Annotated in this window: 20 protein-coding genes and 1 other RNA gene; 3 read left to right on the top strand and 18 right to left on the bottom strand. The window is 41.0% G+C overall.

Features of this window, described 5'->3' with window-relative positions:
• Positions 1–151 precede the first annotated feature (151 nt).
• From ACFODW_RS08390 to ACFODW_RS08345, 10 genes are all read right to left on the bottom strand, one after another.
• A complete protein-coding gene (locus ACFODW_RS08390; RefSeq protein WP_390305219.1) occupies positions 152–358 on the bottom strand; it encodes a DUF6501 family protein in 207 nt (68 codons plus the stop codon).
• 52 nt (positions 359–410) lie between these two features.
• The gene (gene msrA / locus ACFODW_RS08385; protein ID WP_390305217.1) at positions 411–1,373 is read right to left on the bottom strand and encodes a peptide-methionine (S)-S-oxide reductase MsrA; all 963 of its coding nucleotides are present in this window, start codon (positions 1,371–1,373) and stop codon (positions 411–413) included.
• 77 nt (positions 1,374–1,450) lie between these two features.
• Positions 1,451–1,891 (bottom strand): VrrA/YqfQ family protein, encoded by a 441-nt coding sequence (gene vrrA, locus ACFODW_RS08380; RefSeq protein ID WP_390305214.1) that lies wholly within the window; start codon positions 1,889–1,891, stop codon positions 1,451–1,453.
• A 326-nt stretch (positions 1,892–2,217) separates the two neighbouring features.
• Positions 2,218–2,430 carry a YozE family protein gene (locus ACFODW_RS08375; RefSeq protein ID WP_390305212.1) on the bottom strand — a complete coding sequence of 71 codons (213 nt, stop codon included), beginning with the start codon at positions 2,428–2,430 and terminating at the stop codon, positions 2,218–2,220.
• A 15-nt stretch (positions 2,431–2,445) separates the two neighbouring features.
• On the bottom strand, positions 2,446–3,210 hold the full coding sequence (tatC, locus tag ACFODW_RS08370; RefSeq protein WP_390305210.1) for a twin-arginine translocase subunit TatC: 765 nt from the start codon (positions 3,208–3,210) through the stop codon (positions 2,446–2,448).
• Between the two features lie 83 nt (positions 3,211–3,293).
• Positions 3,294–3,470, bottom strand: coding sequence for a twin-arginine translocase TatA/TatE family subunit (locus ACFODW_RS08365; RefSeq protein ID WP_390305207.1), 177 nt, complete (start codon positions 3,468–3,470; stop codon positions 3,294–3,296).
• Between the two features lie 21 nt (positions 3,471–3,491).
• Positions 3,492–3,698 carry a twin-arginine translocase TatA/TatE family subunit gene (locus ACFODW_RS08360; protein ID WP_390305205.1) on the bottom strand — a complete coding sequence of 69 codons (207 nt, stop codon included), beginning with the start codon at positions 3,696–3,698 and terminating at the stop codon, positions 3,492–3,494.
• A 127-nt stretch (positions 3,699–3,825) separates the two neighbouring features.
• The gene (locus tag ACFODW_RS08355) at positions 3,826–4,314 is read right to left on the bottom strand and encodes a dihydrofolate reductase (RefSeq protein WP_390305203.1); all 489 of its coding nucleotides are present in this window, start codon (positions 4,312–4,314) and stop codon (positions 3,826–3,828) included.
• A gap of 50 nt (positions 4,315–4,364) precedes the next feature.
• Positions 4,365–5,321 carry a thymidylate synthase gene (locus tag ACFODW_RS08350; protein WP_390305202.1) on the bottom strand — a complete coding sequence of 319 codons (957 nt, stop codon included), beginning with the start codon at positions 5,319–5,321 and terminating at the stop codon, positions 4,365–4,367.
• A 56-nt stretch (positions 5,322–5,377) separates the two neighbouring features.
• Positions 5,378–5,977: an HD domain-containing protein gene (locus ACFODW_RS08345; protein WP_390305200.1), complete on the bottom strand. Its 600-nt coding sequence runs from the start codon at positions 5,975–5,977 to the stop codon at positions 5,378–5,380.
• A 320-nt stretch (positions 5,978–6,297) separates the two neighbouring features.
• Between ACFODW_RS08345 and ACFODW_RS08340 the strand changes: the two genes are divergently transcribed.
• Positions 6,298–6,498 carry a cold-shock protein gene (locus ACFODW_RS08340; protein WP_375053123.1) on the top strand — a complete coding sequence of 67 codons (201 nt, stop codon included), beginning with the start codon at positions 6,298–6,300 and terminating at the stop codon, positions 6,496–6,498.
• Positions 6,499–6,682: 184 nt separating this feature from the next.
• Here ACFODW_RS08340 and ACFODW_RS08335 read toward each other — a convergent pair whose 3' ends face one another.
• The 8 genes from ACFODW_RS08335 to ACFODW_RS08300 all read right to left on the bottom strand — a co-directional run bounded on the left by ACFODW_RS08335 (position 6,683) and on the right by ACFODW_RS08300 (position 11,912).
• On the bottom strand, positions 6,683–7,198 hold the full coding sequence (locus ACFODW_RS08335) for an isoprenylcysteine carboxyl methyltransferase family protein (protein ID WP_390305198.1): 516 nt from the start codon (positions 7,196–7,198) through the stop codon (positions 6,683–6,685).
• Between the two features lies 1 nt (position 7,199).
• Positions 7,200–8,285: a type III polyketide synthase gene (locus tag ACFODW_RS08330; RefSeq protein WP_390305196.1), complete on the bottom strand. Its 1,086-nt coding sequence runs from the start codon at positions 8,283–8,285 to the stop codon at positions 7,200–7,202.
• A 411-nt stretch (positions 8,286–8,696) separates the two neighbouring features.
• Positions 8,697–9,833 carry a THUMP domain-containing class I SAM-dependent RNA methyltransferase gene (locus ACFODW_RS08325; protein WP_390305193.1) on the bottom strand — a complete coding sequence of 379 codons (1,137 nt, stop codon included), beginning with the start codon at positions 9,831–9,833 and terminating at the stop codon, positions 8,697–8,699.
• Positions 9,834–9,983: 150 nt separating this feature from the next.
• Positions 9,984–10,361, bottom strand: an RNA gene (rnpB, locus tag ACFODW_RS08320) — RNase P RNA component class B.
• 73 nt (positions 10,362–10,434) lie between these two features.
• Positions 10,435–10,758: a cell division regulator GpsB gene (gene gpsB / locus ACFODW_RS08315; RefSeq protein ID WP_390305191.1), complete on the bottom strand. Its 324-nt coding sequence runs from the start codon at positions 10,756–10,758 to the stop codon at positions 10,435–10,437.
• Between the two features lie 103 nt (positions 10,759–10,861).
• Positions 10,862–11,269 (bottom strand): cytidine deaminase, encoded by a 408-nt coding sequence (locus ACFODW_RS08310; RefSeq protein ID WP_390305189.1) that lies wholly within the window; start codon positions 11,267–11,269, stop codon positions 10,862–10,864.
• A gap of 27 nt (positions 11,270–11,296) precedes the next feature.
• The gene (locus tag ACFODW_RS08305; RefSeq protein WP_390305187.1) at positions 11,297–11,650 is read right to left on the bottom strand and encodes a DUF1798 family protein; all 354 of its coding nucleotides are present in this window, start codon (positions 11,648–11,650) and stop codon (positions 11,297–11,299) included.
• A gap of 22 nt (positions 11,651–11,672) precedes the next feature.
• Positions 11,673–11,912: a hypothetical protein gene (locus ACFODW_RS08300; RefSeq protein WP_390305184.1), complete on the bottom strand. Its 240-nt coding sequence runs from the start codon at positions 11,910–11,912 to the stop codon at positions 11,673–11,675.
• Positions 11,913–12,566: 654 nt separating this feature from the next.
• On the opposite strand from ACFODW_RS08300, the gene recU reads away from it, so the two are divergent.
• Positions 12,567–13,163 (top strand): Holliday junction resolvase RecU, encoded by a 597-nt coding sequence (gene recU, locus ACFODW_RS08295; RefSeq protein WP_390305182.1) that lies wholly within the window; start codon positions 12,567–12,569, stop codon positions 13,161–13,163.
• 18 nt (positions 13,164–13,181) lie between these two features.
• The gene (locus ACFODW_RS08290) at positions 13,182–16,058 is read left to right on the top strand and encodes a PBP1A family penicillin-binding protein (RefSeq protein WP_390305180.1); all 2,877 of its coding nucleotides are present in this window, start codon (positions 13,182–13,184) and stop codon (positions 16,056–16,058) included.
• The last annotated feature ends 41 nt before the right edge of the window (positions 16,059–16,099 follow it).

Below are 16,099 nucleotides of genomic sequence, written 5' to 3'. Positions count from 1 at the left end.
CTTTCATGGATTGAAACAAGTTCATCACCGCCTTTGGAAATTCTATCTTAAGAATAACATGTAAAGAAAATGAATTTTAGAAAAATGGACAAAAAATAAGGCTGTCGAGAACTTTCTCGACAGCCTGTAAAATAACAGGGTTTTAACCCTGTTATTTTATTTCCCTGAAATAATCCTTCAGGAATCCTCCGATTCTGTTACTGTTATCTATAATAAAATAGAACTCCTCGGTCTCATTTTTAACATCGTATACCTTACCTGGAGTCAATTTGTCATCCACGACAAACTTTTTGGCATCGGCATGGACGCATTCGATTTTTTTTATGGTATCTGCATTTTCCCAGTTTAAATGAATCACTATTTTCCCTCTTTCTCACCGTTTAGTTTACATAATATTATTATGGTAATCTCTATTCATTGAACAAATATAGATAGTCCTCATAGCCTTCTTCGGCCATTTTCTCCTTCGGTATAAAGCGCATAGCTGCAGAATTCATACAATAGCGGAGTCCTCCAGTTTCTTTTGGCCCATCTTCGAATACATGGCCGAGATGAGAATCTGAAGATTTGCTTCTTATCTCTGTTCGTATCATCCCGTGGGATCTGTCCATATTTTCATTTATTTCATAATTGTCTACGGGTTTGGTGAAGCTTGGCCAGCCACAAGAAGCATCAAACTTGTCTTTGGAGGAAAACAAGACTTGGCCGGAAACGATGTCCACATAAATGCCGTCCTCAAATGTATTCCAGTACTCATTCCTGAAAGGCATTTCCGTACCGTTTTCCTGTGTTACATGATATTGCTCTGGAGTCAGTTTCTTCTTCAATTCTTCTTTATCTACCTTTGGCTGCCAAGTATCTTTAATGAAATCCTCTCTGCCCGATCCTTTTTTATATAAGCGATAATGAAAAGAATTCTTCTTATAGTAATCTTGATGTTCCTCTTCTGCCGGATAGAAATTCTGAGCCGGGAGGATTTCTGTTACGATTGGCTTGGAAAACTTGCCGCTCTCCTCCAATTTCTGTTTCGAAGCTTCAGCAATCTTTCTCTGCTCTTCACTATGATAGAAAATTGCTGTCTGATAGGACTCCCCTCTGTCATTGAACTGACCTCCAGGATCAGTTGGATCGATCTGCTGCCAGAATGTGGAGACAAGCTTCTCATAAGGAAAGATATCAGGATCAAACATAATTTGTACAGCTTCCACATGACCAGTCGTATTGGAACAAACCTGTTCATATGTCGGATTCTCAACAGTACCTCCCGTATAGCCTGATACCACTTGAATAATTCCAGGACGTTGATCAAACGGTTCGACCATACACCAGAAACAGCCGCCTGCAAACGTTGCAATCTCTTCTTTGGCTGACATTTTATAACCTCCAGTACTTCATACTTACTACTATTCTTTCGTTTCTGGACTAAAAAATCAAGTGCGGCGGCTCATGCTCATATAAATAGTCTCGGGGTGGAGTCTCCCCTCTTCCTTTTCTCTGGTGTTTTCGTGATATCATCTCCTTTTGAAGAAAAATCCTTAGCTTCAGTATGCTGGTTCAATGGCTTCGTAGAATCCTCTGCTGGCTTTTCAGGGGTCTCTTCTACTTCCTTAAAGGCTTTCATCATCCTATACATAGCTGGAAGGTTTTTCACCATAGGACCATATTCTTGCACAATAGGCGCTGCAGATTGAACAACCTTCAGTACCTGTTCTACATTACCAAGCGTTCTTGAAAGCCCTTCAACCCCTTTATTAATTCTATCAGCAGGGAATTGACTCCGAGGAAATGCTCTGGAATGAGCCCTTGCTGGGGGTCGCCCCGGGAACATAAAGTCGTTTGGTGGATAATGTCTGCCGGGATGACTTTTCTGTTGCGGTGGTGGAAAGAACATACCATTCCCCTCCTTCTGAAAAATTCCGATTACTACGTTATTGTATGCTTAAAGGATGAATGCGTATAGGCAGATTCGTTTAGTAAGGGGCGGTATTCCACCTTGATATTTCCCGGGCAACCGCAAAAACCAACAATATCCTTTCTTTCATAGCGATTCTCCCCCATTATATAGATGAAAAACAGAAAAAATTGTCTACTAATAATTCAGTCACCAGCAAGGGTTAAATTAACAGATCATTCAGTTTATTGATCAAACGTTTGTTTAACTTTTCTCTCATCCCATTTAAAATGAACCCCAGGACTTATCCCAGGGTTCATCGCACTTTATCTATTTATATATTCATCCCACAGCTCATCAAATACCCTTATAGCATCGGGAAATGGACTGTTCCATTCGAGATAATTACTGATTTCATTATAATCCTTGGTGTATTTTGGAAAAGTATGATCCTGAAATGCCCAATCAGCAAGTCTGCTATAATCATCCGGTCTTCTCTTCCCTCTGTAAGTCAGGAGAAAATGGTAAAACGATCGCATAGTGTCCCCTCCCTGTTAATCAATATGATCGTTTGCCATAAATTCATCATGCTTTCGCTGCTTCTTTCGGTAAACCAGCTTTGATAGATGTATGCTGATTTCATATAAGAGAATCAGGGGCACGGCAACTACTAATTGTAAAACGAAATCAGGAGGTGTCACAATTGTACCAATAATTATTAATATGAAATAACCATATTTTCGGGACTTAGCCATAAAGTCAGGCGTAAGAATACCAATAGAAGTCAAAAACATGGCAATTAGCGGAATTTCAAACAAAACAGCAAAAGGAAGTGTCACTCGGAGCAGGAATTTAAAATACCTGTCCACTGTAAACATTTCATTAAACATTCCCTCATTTAAAGACAAGAGGAAAGGCAGGATCATCTCGATAAACATAAAATAGCCAAAGGCCAAACCACCAATGAACAGCAGGAAAAGCGCCGGGATATATGCCAAGGAAGCGCGTCTTTCCGTCTGTGTAAGCCCTGGTTTTACAAAAGCCCAAATTTGATAGGCTAAAAGCGGGACTGTAGCAATGACTGCAATCAGTCCTGCCATTGTAAAGTATATCCATATGATTTCCCCTGGAGATATTACATGAAGCTGAAAATCAAGCCCGCTGACAAAAAACCAATAAATATCTCTAGAATAAATAAATCCGGCAATAAAAAATGCGATAAAGAAGATAGCTGTGACGATCAGCCGATTTCGGAGCTCAGACAAGTGCCCCGTAAAATTCATTTCCTTTTCACTTGCTTCTAATTTCTCCTCTGCCATTTAATCACACTCCCAACTTTGGACACAAAAGAAGATGCAAGGTTTCTTCCTTACACCTCCAAAATTTCCATCTATTTAAAGGATTATTGCTTCTTCGTCGTTGTGTCGTCGTCAGATACAATATCCTTCGTTGCATTTTTAAATTCTTTTAATGATGCTCCAAAAGCTTTACCGATCTCGGGCAACTTGGAAGGTCCAAAAATTACTAAAGCCACGATAAGAATCAGAATTAATCCAGGGACACCAATGCTGCTCAACATATCCTTCACTCTCCAAGAATTCTATTTAGTCTCTTTCCCATGAATAATTTCTTTGGTCTCGTTAAATTCGTCCGTAACATCGCTAGTCAAATCCTTTGTGGAATTCTTGAATTCCTTTAGTGTCTGACCAGCCGCTTTGCCGATTTCCGGCAATTTTTTCGGACCAAAAATAACCAGTGCTATGGTTAAAATCAGAATAAGACCCGGGATGCCAATACTTGATAACATACGTTCACCTTCTTTATCGGATTATAGAACATATAGTAGTTACAGTAAACCTGACAAAATGTATTATTACAGATAAAGTTTAACATGTTTATCCAAGAATAAACAAGAACTAACCCTGTCCTTCCTATTATTGCCGATCATACTGAATAAAATAATAATCATAGGGGTTTTTCTCATTTTTCTCCCCTTTAACCTTGGAGGTAAGATGCCATTCCTTCTCATTAAACTCAGGGAAAAAGGTATCTCCCTCGAATTCTTCGTCAATCCATGTAATATACATCCGATCGGCAAATTTGATGGCCTGCTCAAAAATGTGTCCGCCCCCGATGATAATGTATTCCTTATTAGGCCATTGGCGGTTCCAATCATTTACTACCGACAAGTCGTTGATAATTTCTACACCATCGGGAAAATCTCCTGCCTTCCTGCTTACCACCACATTTCGGCGATTGGGCAGGGCTTTCCCTATCGATTCAAAGGTTTTCCTTCCCATAATGATTGTTTGTCCGGTTGTCTTTTCTTTAAAGAAGCGCAGATCTTTCGGCAAATACCATGGCAAATCATCATTTAATCCAATTACATGGTTACGGTCCATAGCCACGAGCAGTGATTTCATTTTCTTTTCCCCCTTTTCATATCATTATTTAAAACCAAAACGTAAACGTTTTATACGGCAATCGGTGCTTTAATGGAAGGGTGTGGATCATACCCCTGTAAGTCAAAATCCATTAACTCAAAATCAAAAATCGATTTTTTATTTTTATTAATGGATAGCTGGGGAAGTGGACGCAACTTTCTTGCCAGTTGTTTCTTTACCTGTTCCACATGATTGGTATATATATGGGCATCTCCTAAAGTAAGAATGAATTCCCCTGGTTCCAGGCCGCATTCGTGTGCGATCAATGAAGTCAGCAATGCATAACTTGCAATATTAAACGGGACACCCAAAAAAACATCGCCGCTACGCTGATACAATTGGCAGGATAATCTGCCTTCTTCTACATAAAATTGAAAAAGTGTATGGCATGGTGGCAGCGCCATATTTGGTACGTCTTCAGGATTCCAGGCGGAAACAATATGTCTACGCGAATCAGGATTCTTTTGGATAGCTTCGATGACTTGTTTCAACTGGTCAATGGACTGCCCGGAAGAAGTTTTCCAGTCCCTCCACTGCTTGCCATAAACTGCTCCTAGGTCTCCGTATTTAGTTGCAAATTCATCATCGTTAAGAATCTTTTCTTTGAAAATTTCCATTTGTTCCTGATACTGTTGATTAAACCCAGCATCCTGCTGACTCCGAAGCCCGAAGTTTGTCATGTCCGGTCCCGTGTAATCTTCGCTCACCACCCACTTTTCAAACGCCCACTCATTCCAAATATTATTATTGTTTTCCAGCAGGTATCGGATATTTGTATCCCCTTTGATAAACCAAAGGAGTTCACTAGCTACTAGACGGAAAGGCACCTTCTTTGTAGTTAGAAGGGGGAATCCTTCCTGAAGATTAAAGCGCATTTGGTGACCGAAAATGGAATAAGTGCCAGTTCCTGTCCGGTCTTCTTTTTTTGTGCCAGTCTCCAAAATTTTGGTGCATAATTCCAAATATGCCTGTTCACTTGATTTCATCATTTATTCCTCCACTGTCCATGTTTGTGCATTCATTATTATAGCATAATTAAGAGTCACTCTCCCCCCTGCCATTCCAAGTGGAATTGTTCCAAAAACTTCTCCAAAAATTCATGCCTCTCAAAGGCAATTTTTTTGGCAGTTTCTGTATGGAGCGTATCTTTCAAATGAAGCAGTTTATCATAAAAATGCTGGACGGAGTTAGCCTTCTCTCCTTCATGGTATATAAGTTGTCCATTGGCACCGCCATAGGCAAATGTTCTGGCAATGCCGACTGCCCCAATTGCGTCGATCCGATCCGCGTCTTGAACAATTTTTCCTTCTAGTGAAGAAGGAATTAATCCTTTCCGATATGAGGTGTCCTTATAAGCCTTCTCAATGTCCTCTATTGTTTTACTAGGGATACCCAGTGAATGAAGGAAAATAAAAGCTTTTTCTGATGCCTGTTGAGGGTCCTTGAACAATTTATCGTCTCCTGCATCATGTATCCAGCCAGCCGCCTCTGCAATAAAAGGATCTGCCCCCTCATGTTCGGCAATCTTTCTTGCAGTGGCAGCTACCCGCTTCATGTGGAAAAAATCGTGGCCTGTTGGATCATCCCTAAATAAATGAAATATGTAATTGCTTAATTCCTTAAGAATCTTAGTCTCATCCATATTAATCCCTCTTTAACTTTGATATGTATTTATTATACAATATTGGGATCCTCTGGATGAAGAAATGGCCTTTACTGATTTGTATGAATATTTACTTTTAAATTATAAAAAACAGGTGTTATTTCTTGACTCCATTTATTAAATAAGCTATATTAGTGGCAAGCAAAGAAGATGTGCGGATTCATTAATAACAGGCAGCTTCTATAGAAGTAGGTGTATTATGGTCCTGCATTTCTATAGAGCTGCCTGTTTTTTGGTGTACCGTTAATCTGCTTTGTATTACCACGTTTTACGTGAAAGTTTCTAGGAGGATTATTTAAATGGAAAATGGAGTAGTAAAATGGTTCAATGCAGAGAAAGGCTACGGATTCATTCAACTGGAAGAAGGAAATGATGTATTCGTGCATTATTCTGCCATCCAGGAAGAAGGTTTTAAAACATTAGAAGAAGGTCAAGAAGTTTCTTTTGAAATCGTTGAAGGTGAACGTGGTCCTCAAGCAGCAAATGTAACTAAAAAATAAATGAACAAAAAAACAAAGCGGTAATCCCAAGGGATTGCCGCTCTCTTTTTTAAAAAGAAAAAAACTTCACCCGCACGCTCTGTAGTAGCGGCAGCCGGCCTATCAAAAATAATATTCATACAGACGTTGCTAACCATCCCTTGCGCTAAATAACTTTGTTTCCTTGACCGGTAGAACATGCCCTTTACTCTGGGTTCATCTCATTCAAAGCTTTTTCTTCGGCAGGAATTCGTATGGTCAATAACAAGATATGCAGTATGGGAAACAAAATAGCTGTAAAAATTGCTCCAAATAATAAAGGGATTACAAATAATTCTATACCTACTACCACATAATTAGGGTGTTGGATATATTTATATATACCTTTTGTTACGGGGGTGAATCGCGGGGAAACGATAATTTTCGTATTCCAAAATCTCCCAAGTGACTGGATACACCAGATCCTAAGTATTTGAGTCACCAAAAAAAAGAAAAACAGTGTATAACTCAATTCAAGATTGGATACATCTCGCACGATGACCTCAACTAGAATGGACACGAAAAACATGGCATGGACAATCACAAATAACTTATAGTGCTCTGCCCCCCGTTCTTTGCCCCCTCTGCTTTTCATCCAATTCTCATTTCTTCTGGCAACTACTAATTCGGCAAGTCTCTGGAAAACCAAAAAAATTAGTAACAACCACATGTATATTGGCATGCTATCCCCACTCCAATAATAAAAGTTCAGAACTAAAGCCTGGACCTAAAGCAGATAAAATACTTTTCTCGCCGGATTCTGCCTTCTTTTTCAGCATATCCCCCAATACATACAGTACTGTGGCAGAGGACATATTTCCATGTTTACGTAAAATCTCATAAGAAGATGAGAGTTTACTGTGCTGGGTTCCCAGCACCTCTTCCATTGCCTTAAGCACCTTTTTTCCACCAGGGTGGGCTATGAAGGAATGGATCTTTTCTTCCGATAACTCTGTTGTCTCAAGGAAGGTATCCACGTGTTCTTTCCAAAAAGAATGGACCAATGAAGGAATACTTTTAGCAAATATGACCTCAAGCCCTGTATTAGTAACCTCCCATCCCATTACACCCTGACTATTCTTCTTTGTTCTAGAATCAGTTTTTATTATCCTTGGTGCATTGCCTTTTACCTTTTTAAGCAAAGGTGATTTTTCTCCTATGGCCAGTACAGAAGCTATCCCATCACCGAACAGTGCTGTCCCCACAATATTACTCTTCTTAAGGTCGTGCTTTTGGAAGGTGAGGCTGCATAACTCCAGACAAACGACTAGAGCACTCTTCTCAGGGTGTGCACGGAGCCAGTCAAAGGCCCTGGCTAAACCGGTAGCTCCTCCTGCGCATCCGAGGCCCCATAATGGCATTCTGCTGATGTCTTCTCGAAATGGTAATTCATTGAACAGTTCAATCTCCAAAGAAGGGGTGGCTATGCCTGTACTTGATACAAAAATTATCATATCCACTTCAGAAGGTAGGACATCCTCTAACAGATAATTCTCATTCGAAAGACAATCTCTCACCGCATCTCCCATATGTTTTATTGCCAATCGCTGGTAGAGGTCGTTTCTGTCTTTAAATGAATGGTGTTGTCTGAACCAATCTGGATTATTGACAAACTGGCGGTTTTCAATCAAAGCATTGTCGAATACAGACAACAGTCTTCTTACCTTTCTTTCCGAAATTGAGAAAATGTCAGTTACCAGTTCTTTAACCTCTTCCTGACTGAGATTATGTTCTGGAACACTTATACCAACGGAGCTGAGATAGGCCATAGTGACATCCTTTGCTGTGTGTTTTGGGGTTATATTCTTCTTTAAGCGGGTAAACCGGGCTGGATTAGCGCTTAACATATATCTTCCATTTTTAAGAATTGATTAGATTTATGTAGGAGAGCATCCAAATGATTACGTCCTATGTCCTTATATTATGCGACAGTACTACTCTCCCGTAAAACGGTATGTCAAAACAAACTGAGATTGACAGGCATTATTAAATCTTTTTCTAAAAGCCTTTCCGACCAGATGTTTCTTTTTGGAACATTCCTCCATTAATATTATCTTTCAAAACAGTAATAAAATACCCCGATTTCCTGCGCAAAAAATAAAAGCTTATTCCATGGCATCAAGTTGCTATTTCCCTATAGTGTAGGAAGTGTGGTCCTCCAGCAAAATAGCTAAAGAAACTCATTCTACATGAACTTTTCTGCCAAAATACTGATAATAATCTGTTTTGATAAACCCATTGAACAACTTCCTTTTCTTGGTTGCTTTCTGTCCATAGTGCTTTTCAAATTGTTCATGAGCTGTCATGATATAGACACTCCAGCTTGGGTGGTCTTTCATAATATTACCGAGCTGCTGATACAGAGTGGCTGCTTCCTCTTGATCACCGAGCCTCTGCCCATATGGAGGGTTACCTATTATGTACCCATTTTCTCTTCGGATAAACAGATCACTCACTTGCATTTGTTTCCATGTGATTAAATCCGCCAAACCGGCCTCGACTGCGTTATCGTTAGCAATTTTTATCATGCTATGATCTATATCCGACCCGGTAATATCGAGTTTTTGATCATAATCAGCTTTATCCTCTACTTCTTCAAAAGCATCTTCCCAATGTTTTTGCCGGATAAAGTTCCATTGTTCTGAGTCAAACTCCCTGTTGAATCCTGGGGCAATATTCTGTCCGATAAGTGCCGCTTCAATGGCAATAGTGCCCGATCCGCAAAACGGGTCAATGAGCGGATAGTCAGGTCTCCAATTTGTCAGCATAACTAAGGCTGCAGCCAGGGTCTCTTTTAATGGAGCTTCTCCCTGCCCTACACGATAGCCTCTTTTATGCAGACCAGCACCTGAAGTATCCAGTGTGAGTAAAGCAGTATCTTTATGAAGAGCCACTTCGACTTTATACAACTCACCTGTCTCTGGCATCTTGGTTGCCATCCCGTATTTAAGCTTGAGGCGTTCAGCAATAGCCTTTTTAACGATTGATTGGCAATCAGGCACACTATATAATTTAGACTTTACGGATTTGCCACTAACAGGGAACTGCCCTTCCTCCGTAATATACTCTTCCCATGGCAAAGCCTTTGTTGACTCAAACAACTCATCAAATGTTTCTGCCGTAAATCTCCCTACAAGCAGCTTAACCCGATCTGCACTACGAAGCCATAAATTACACCGTGGGATAGCTGAAACTGGGGCATCAAAGATAACTCTGCCATTCTCTACTTCCACTTCGTATCCTAATTGTTTAACTTCCTCGGCAACAACCGACTCCAATCCCATGGCTGCAGTTGCTATTAGTCTTACATGTCGCATAATCCTAATCCCCTTCATTCTGAATTTAGATCCATTTTAGCTTATCATAACCCCTGCAGGGAAATGAAAACCCAAAAAAGTAAAAAACCTTTCTTTCGGCTGATTCAGCCAAAAGAAAGGTTTGTATCCGTAATATGAGACCGTTAAATACTCGATAAGCCATGTTCTGTGCCAATGTACTGCAAACGGTGGTCAACCTCGTACCTTGGTGGTAATCATCTATCTACAAATATAATTTGTCCCTCGTTCGGTTGAATTCCCTACTAAAGGATGCCCCTACCATAATTTTGGGTTGCTCACTCGCGGGGTTTACCTCGTTCCACCTGAAATGTTTCCATTTCAGCTCCGTCACTGTGGCACTTTCAAGGAGTGTCTTCCATATCCAGTAGGACTTAGGAATTCCTCCTGCCGTTAACCTGTTAAGGTTACCTTGACTTATGATTTCGTCAAGCACGAACACTACAGACATCTCAGTCTGTGTGAGCATGGACTTTCCTCTGTATTGACATACAGCGATTACCTGAGTATTTAACTTTGAACAGATACTTATTGTAGCACATCAATCATCATTATACAATAGTCGGAAAAAATTGGCATTCCTCTAACTTGATTCATTTGCATTGTTGGCATCAGCAAATTTCTTGCCAAAGACTGCCTTCTCAAGATTGGACAGTCTTTTAAGTACGTCATAGTTCACCTGCTGTGCAGGTTGGGAAGATCTCGTACGGGTATGCTCCTGGGTATTTTTTTTCAGCCGCTCATTCTCTTGTTGCAGCCGTTCAATCTCCTGTTTAAAAGCATCATAATCTTGGATGATCATATCTAAGAATTCATCGACTTCTTCCTGGTTGTATCCTCTCATAGCCGTTTTGAATTCCTTTTCCAGGATGTCTTTTCCGTTCAGCTGTACACGATTTAGACTCATCGGATATTCACCTCATATTTCCTCTGAAATGGTAAATGGAACATGTATTTGTATAAATTGTTGTTTCTCATCATTATATCATAAAAAAGGAAACTGAAAACATTCAGCTTCCGCTATCATTTAGGTCATCAGGTTGAAAAGAAAATGGCAGCAGTTCTTCCATCGCAAATGTTCTGGATACTCCATGTATATTGGCCAAATGAATCTTCATATCTTTTGGGAAGAATTCACTCATTACCTGTCTGCAAGCACCACATGGGGGTACCGGCCTCTTAGTATCTGCAGCCACTGCCATCTCTGTGAATTCTGTTTCCCCTTCGGATATTGCTTTGAATATTGCTACCCTTTCTGCACAGCATGTTACCGAATAGGCAGAGTTTTCAATGTTGCAGCCTGTGTAGAGTTTTCCTGACCTTGACAGCAGGGCAGCTCCTACCGGAAATTCAGAATAAGGCACATATGCTTTTGCCCGAATATTTACAGCTTCTTTCATCAATTGTTCCCTGTCCATTATTTACCCCCGCTTTACCTAGTTGTATTAATCAGCCAATTCTCTTAGTAATTGATCAAACACATAGTGGATGGACTTATATAATTCCATATACCTTTTTCGCCTAACATCAATATAATAACTATGGAGGAGAAGAAGCTCCATATTCTCCCGTGTAGAGGTAACCTGATGGGGATGTACATCTGCTTTTCTGTTTTTCACCAGATCAAGGGACTTCTCTTCCCATTCCTCCAAGATACTATAGATGGGAGTGGTCTCTTCCTTTACCTTAAAGAAGAAATCTTTATCCTTTTTATTATCCGGAGGCTGTTCTGTTTCAAACCTGGCTTTTAATCGGTCCAGGTGTTGCTTTAATTGCCTTGTCTGTGTCTCAAGTTCCATATAAAGTCGCCTTCTTTTTAATCTACTCTCCTTCTACTTTACCATGTTTGTTGTTAAATGACACTTCTTTTATCGAGGTTTGTGTGGTTGTTAGTTCATTTATCTGATTTCGGAAGTTCATCCATACTTCTGTATCCACTTGGAGTGTAAGCTGCTTATCGATCTGCCTGATTTGATCAGTAAGGGATTGGAGTGAAGCCTCTAACTTTTTCAAGTGTTTCTTCTCGTTCTCTGCGCCTGTCGGGTTAACTGCCAAATCCATCTTTATCACCCTCGCTTTTAGTTTATTACATGGATTCTCCAATGCTGTCACACTCTCCTTCTCGTTCGACAAAACTAGAAGTAAATGAACAAAACAACCGGAAAATCAAGTTTTCCCGCATTAAACGGCCCATAGCCAGGTTATATTTAAGGAAAACATTGCGTTATTTTTTTAAAGAAAACAGCCACACTAAAAATGAAGGAGGTTGAGAAAATGACCCATAAGAAAAGACCAGAAAAAAAGCCTGAAAACAAACGAGCACAATCCTTAAAAACTGGCGATAAAAAATTGGATGGTCCCAACAGACCCTCCGTATAACAGACTTCCAGAGGATCCACTGCCAAAGTGGGTCCTTTTTAGATGCATTAATTATTCGTAAGCAGTGCAACCGCTTCTGATCCTCTAGTTTCGAGGATGAACTTGACTGCCTTATTTCCGCGTATTGCTATATTGGTACTAGCACTTAGTTGCTATTCCTTCACAAAATCTCCATATTTACTGCTGTAGCCTTGTTTACAATATATGCAAATCTTGCTTTTCCCTATATTAATCGAGCACTTTATAATATAATTACATATAGTATTTTCATTTTTATTCACTAAAAATGCATGAAAGTACTGAAGAAATGTTTTAGGGATGCAGGAGGGAAATGTGGTGAAATATCCGAATGGAAGCAGGAGAGTTTCAGCAAGTGGAAGCAATCCACGCCGACAGCAGCTGGTTAACAAATACAGCAATAGGGGAATGACCTTGGAGGATGATATAAATTCCACCAACCAATTTTACTTGGAGTCAGACAAGGCAATCATTCATAAAAAGCCCACACCTGTCCAAATTGTAAATGTCAATTATCCGAAAAGGAGTGCTGCGGTCATAACAGAAGCCTACTTCAAGCAGTCATCCACTACAGACTATAATGGCTTATACCGTAATAAATATGTTGATTTTGAAGCAAAGGAAACAAAGAACAAAACCTCTTTTCCGTTGGCAAACATTCATGATCACCAAGTCAGACATATGGAAGCCGTAGTAAAACACGGGGGAGTATGCTTCCTGATCATTCGTTTCGCCGTTCATGAAGAAACATTTTTCTTTCCGGCGGAAAAGCTGTTTCCATATTGGAATGGCCAATTGACAGGCGGAAAAAAGTCGATCCCTTACGAAATTATTAATGAGGAAGGTTATCTCATCCCCTTTCAGTATCAGGCCAGGATCGATTACCTTCGAATTATAGACGAGCTTTATTTTTAGAACGGAGGAAGAAAAACGATGGCAGAAAACAGCCAATCTAGAACAGCAAGAAGAAAACAAAAGAAATCCAAAAATAAACCATTATGGAAAAGGGTCCTTTTTACTATACTCATCGTATTATTGACCGTGGGAATAGCCGGAGCCGGCTTGGTCACCTACTGGATTGCTACTGCTCCAGAGCTTGATGCCTCTATGCTGACCGACCCGTTCCCTTCCCAAGTGTTAGATGAGGATGGAGAGGCCTTTGCTTCCCTCGGGGCAGAGCAGCGGTCTAAAGTGACCTATGAAGAGCTTCCGGATATATTAATCGATGCAGTTATTGCAACGGAAGACGCAAGGTACTTCGAACACCCTGGAATCGATTTGAGACGTATAGGCGGAGCCATTATCGCTAATGTGACAAACGGTTTCGGGTCCCAAGGGGCAAGCACAATTACCCAGCAGGTAGTAGAAAAGTCTTTCTTATCACCTGATAAAAAAATAAGCCTGAAAGTCCAAGAGCAATGGCTGGCACTTAAGCTGGAACGGGAATATTCTAAAGAAGAAATCATGGAAATGTACCTTAACAAGATTTATTATGGTGCGGGAGCTTACGGAGTCGGAAAAGCTGCGGAGGTGTATTTCGGAAAGACAGATTTAAGTGAGCTTACATTGCCTGAGGCTGCGATCCTAGCCGGATTGCCACAGCGTCCTTCTGCATACAATCCATTTGAAAACCCTGATTTGATGAAGGAAAGAATGAACACTGTTCTCAGCTTGATGGTGAGACATGATAAAATCTCCGAACAGGAGGCTGAAGAGGCCAGAGAAGTAGATATACCATCTCTCCTAACTGATAAAAGGCCTGACCCTGTGAAATATGAGGCTTTCCTCCAACAAGTACGAGATGAAGTCAGCGGCAAGCTCGATGGAGCAGATATTTATACGGATGGGCTTAAGATTCATACAACACTGGATAGGGACGCGCAGGACCATGTAGAATATTTGCTTTCGGATGAATCCCCGGTGGATTATCCAAACGAGGCCATTCAGGCTGGAATGACTGTGCTTGATACCAAGACAGGTGCTATTAAAGCAATTGGCGGGGCACGGGGAGGCTTGGAAAATGGCGGGCTTAACTATGCCATCAATGTTACAAACCAGCCTGGTTCTTCCATTAAGCCAATTGTTGATTATGGGCCCGCAATAGAGTTCAATAACTGGTCAACATATCATCAGATACTTGATGAGCCGTATTCTGTAGGAGACCATGAATTTAATAATTTCGACCGGCAGTACCATGGATGGGTGTCCGCAAGAGAAGCTCTGACTCATTCATACAACATACCTGCCCTCAAAACGCTCGAAGAAGTCGGCTTAGATAATGCAGCTGAATTTGCAGGAAGATTGGGTATTGAACTAAAGACACGTCAGATTGGAGAAGCAATCGGTGGAACTTCCACTGAAGTCACCCCCCTGCAAATGGCCGGAGCTTACCGGGCATTCGGGAATGAAGGATTATACAATGAACCATTTGCCGTTACTAAGGTGGAATTTCCAGATGGGGAAACAGTTGAATTCAATCCCGAACCCGAAGCAGTTATGGCAGACTCCACCGCATATATGATTACAGATATGCTGAAAAGTGTCATGGCGGATGGTACGGGGCAATCAGCCAATGTACCTGGTCTTCCAATCGCGGGGAAAACAGGTACCACCAACCTTGTTGGCGGTGAAGCAGCAGATGCATGGTTCGCCGGTTATACTACTAATTACACCATTTCGGTATGGACAGGCGACCCGGATAATAACGCACTGGAAGATACTTCCCTTTCCAGGCAATTGTTCAAACTAACAATGGAGGAATTGTCAAAAGATATCGATACCCCCGATTTCGAACAACCGGATTCGGTAGTCGAGGTAGCTGTTGAAAAAGGATCCAATCCAGCAAAACTTCCAAGTCCTTATACACCGTCTTCGCAAATCGTGACGGAATTATTTATAAGAGGCACGGAGCCCTCCAATACATCTCAGAAGTTTGATCAATTGGATCCAGTCAGCAGTCTAAACGCGACATACAACGAAGAAAGTAATTCCATCGATGTCAGCTGGTCCTATCCTTCAAACACAGATGTCGAATTTGAAGTAAGTGCAAGCGAGAATGGCGGGCAGATGCAAGTGTTATCTTCAACCGCAGATACTTCTCTGACTATATCAGACGTTGAGCCTGGCACTGAATATAAAATTCAAGTAGTTGCTGTCGATTCTGATGACTCTTCTAATCGAAGTGAAGCAAGATCGACAACTGTCAATGCGTCTGGTGCTGAAGATAAGGAAGAAGATGAACAAGCAAATCTTGGCTCTGTCAGCGGTCTAGCCGGCAGTTATGATGCAACAAATCAACTGATTGACGTTTCTTGGCAATATAATGGCCCTCCTGCTTCTTTTGAAGTTGATGTGAATGGGCAGACCCAGACTGTATCTTCCAACGGCCTAGAAATCAGTGGGGCTCAACCTGGAGAAACTTACAGCATTGCCGTGACACCTATAGGTGAAAACGAAGGAGTACGAGGCGAAACACGAAGTACAGAAGTCACTGTACCACAGCCGGAGAGCAGTGAGGGTGAAAATAGCCAGGAAGAGAACCAGCAACCTGATCAAGAAGCACCCGATAGTGAAGGCAACACGAATGAAAATGGTACTGGTAACGGTAATGGAAATACAGACAATGAAAATAACGGTCCTGCCGGCGAAAGTGATAATGATGGTGGAAACACCAACAGCGGGAACGACGAAGAAAATGGAGAATCGGATGCCCAAGGCCAGTCAGAAGAAAACGGGAATAATAGCGAAGGTAGCAATAACGATGCCGAAACTCAAAGTCAAGACCAGAACGATAAAGAAAACGAAGAATGATTTAAGTAAAAGAGGCAGACCATATGAATATGGTCTGCCTC

The sequence above is a fragment of the Virgibacillus sediminis genome (assembly GCF_042643265.1).
In the GTDB taxonomy this organism is placed as follows: Bacteria; Bacillota; Bacilli; order Bacillales; family Amphibacillaceae; genus Virgibacillus_O; species Virgibacillus_O sediminis.
The sequence above is the reverse complement of the archived record's forward strand: the minus strand, read 5'-3'. Positions and strand labels throughout refer to the sequence as shown.

Excerpts from the sequence above, each read along its gene's own strand:
- msrA (WP_390305217.1), bottom strand. The coding sequence starts at position 1,373 with ATGTCAGCCAAAGAAGAGATTGCAACGTTTGCAGGCGGCTGTTTCTGG.
- vrrA (WP_390305214.1), bottom strand. The coding sequence starts at position 1,891 with ATGTTCTTTCCACCACCGCAACAGAAAAGTCATCCCGGCAGACATTAT.
- ACFODW_RS08375 (WP_390305212.1), bottom strand. The coding sequence starts at position 2,430 with ATGCGATCGTTTTACCATTTTCTCCTGACTTACAGAGGGAAGAGAAGA.
- tatC (WP_390305210.1), bottom strand. The coding sequence starts at position 3,210 with ATGGCAGAGGAGAAATTAGAAGCAAGTGAAAAGGAAATGAATTTTACG.
- ACFODW_RS08365 (WP_390305207.1), bottom strand. The coding sequence starts at position 3,470 with ATGTTGAGCAGCATTGGTGTCCCTGGATTAATTCTGATTCTTATCGTG.
- ACFODW_RS08360 (WP_390305205.1), bottom strand. The coding sequence starts at position 3,698 with ATGTTATCAAGTATTGGCATCCCGGGTCTTATTCTGATTTTAACCATA.
- ACFODW_RS08355 (WP_390305203.1), bottom strand. The coding sequence starts at position 4,314 with ATGAAATCACTGCTCGTGGCTATGGACCGTAACCATGTAATTGGATTA.
- ACFODW_RS08350 (WP_390305202.1), bottom strand. The coding sequence starts at position 5,321 with ATGAAATCAAGTGAACAGGCATATTTGGAATTATGCACCAAAATTTTG.
- ACFODW_RS08345 (WP_390305200.1), bottom strand. The coding sequence starts at position 5,977 with ATGGATGAGACTAAGATTCTTAAGGAATTAAGCAATTACATATTTCAT.
- ACFODW_RS08340 (WP_375053123.1), top strand. The coding sequence starts at position 6,298 with ATGGAAAATGGAGTAGTAAAATGGTTCAATGCAGAGAAAGGCTACGGA.
- ACFODW_RS08335 (WP_390305198.1), bottom strand. The coding sequence starts at position 7,198 with ATGCCAATATACATGTGGTTGTTACTAATTTTTTTGGTTTTCCAGAGA.
- ACFODW_RS08330 (WP_390305196.1), bottom strand. The coding sequence starts at position 8,285 with ATGGCCTATCTCAGCTCCGTTGGTATAAGTGTTCCAGAACATAATCTC.
- ACFODW_RS08325 (WP_390305193.1), bottom strand. The coding sequence starts at position 9,833 with ATGCGACATGTAAGACTAATAGCAACTGCAGCCATGGGATTGGAGTCG.
- gpsB (WP_390305191.1), bottom strand. The coding sequence starts at position 10,758 with ATGAGTCTAAATCGTGTACAGCTGAACGGAAAAGACATCCTGGAAAAG.
- ACFODW_RS08310 (WP_390305189.1), bottom strand. The coding sequence starts at position 11,269 with ATGGACAGGGAACAATTGATGAAAGAAGCTGTAAATATTCGGGCAAAA.
- ACFODW_RS08305 (WP_390305187.1), bottom strand. The coding sequence starts at position 11,650 with ATGGAACTTGAGACACAGACAAGGCAATTAAAGCAACACCTGGACCGA.
- ACFODW_RS08300 (WP_390305184.1), bottom strand. The coding sequence starts at position 11,912 with ATGGATTTGGCAGTTAACCCGACAGGCGCAGAGAACGAGAAGAAACAC.
- ACFODW_RS08290 (WP_390305180.1), top strand. The coding sequence starts at position 13,182 with ATGGCAGAAAACAGCCAATCTAGAACAGCAAGAAGAAAACAAAAGAAA.